The sequence below is a fragment of the Bacillus sp. JJ1566 genome (assembly GCF_036962685.1).
Classification (GTDB): domain Bacteria; phylum Bacillota; class Bacilli; order Bacillales; family Bacillaceae_L; genus Ferdinandcohnia.
The window spans coordinates 1-1,133 of the sequence record NZ_JBALOP010000100.1 but is presented as its reverse complement, the minus strand read 5'-3'; the positions used below and the strand labels follow the sequence as shown (position 1 = coordinate 1,133).

General features: G+C 26.4%; 2 protein-coding genes. Both read left to right on the top strand.

The features are described 5' to 3' along the window. Positions 1-537, top strand: a 537-nt coding sequence (locus V7112_RS23755) for a hypothetical protein (RefSeq protein ID WP_335424451.1), incomplete at its 5' end; no start/stop codon positions are given. A 93-nt stretch (positions 538-630) separates the two neighbouring features. Beyond that, positions 631-1,133, top strand: a 503-nt coding sequence (locus V7112_RS23750; protein ID WP_335424449.1) for an oligosaccharide flippase family protein, incomplete at its 3' end; no start/stop codon positions are given.

The following is a 1,133-nucleotide window of genomic DNA, read 5'->3' as shown; positions in this document are numbered from 1 at the left end:
AAGATTAGCTCTTTTAAAAAAATTATTTTTATAATAATTATTCCTATCATAGGGTTAATCGTTCTCTTTGGAAATATAATAAATGTAGATGGATATATGAGTATGTCTTCATATATTTTTGATATGATCGATGACTTTATTTACAGAATTTCCCTTTTGGATAATAAAGACATTCTATTTGGTATTGGTCTAATTTCAAAATCAGTTACCGATTCAATCATACTTCCATATCCTAAGTCAGTCATTGATCTTCTATTAGTAGATCAATGGATTATGGTTGCTCTTTATCAGATGGGGATAATTGGTTTTGTCTTAATGTTGTTCACTCTAATATTTTCTTTTAGATCGGTTTACACTTTATATCAAAATAAAAAAATAGAGTCTTTTAAAATTGAAATTTTGTGCGCTGGGATAATTATTGCGGGCTTCTTTGGATTTGCCCACGGCGCTTTTATAATTGAAAGATTATTTTCTACGATATTATTTATTGGTTTTTCAATTATACTTTCTCATCTTGTTAAATTTGTGAAAATATAAATAGAATAGTTAAAAAATTATTTTTTTAAATGTTAAATTAATATAGTTTAATTATTAGCTAAGCAAACTGTCTAAAAGAGAAGGTAAATAAATATGAGATTTTTATATTATAAAATTAAAAAAATCAAACAGGACAGTTTGATAGAGACCTTTGTTAGAATTGCAAGTGGAACTTTTTTAATAAAGTTAGTTGGAGCTGCATTGGTTTTTATAATGCAAGTATATATAGCAAGGGTTCTAGATCTTGAGAATTATGGATATTATTCTTATACCATGGCATTAATAGGATTTTCGAGCTTGTTTATGTTAGGGTTTGAAATGGCTACTGTTCGGTATGTTGCAGCATATTCATCACATAATAATATTAGTGCAATAAAGGGTATCTATAAAAAGTTTAGAAAAATTGTATTTTTCACATCATTAATTATAACTATTATTGGATTAAGTATAGTAATATTTAGCAGCGAACTAATAAAGATTGAGTTATTCGTAAGTCTAATTATTGCTTCAATTTTATTACCAATTTATACTGGGATCCCATTATTATCAGGTGTATTAAGAGGACTGCAAAATGTTATATTACCTGAAACTATGAT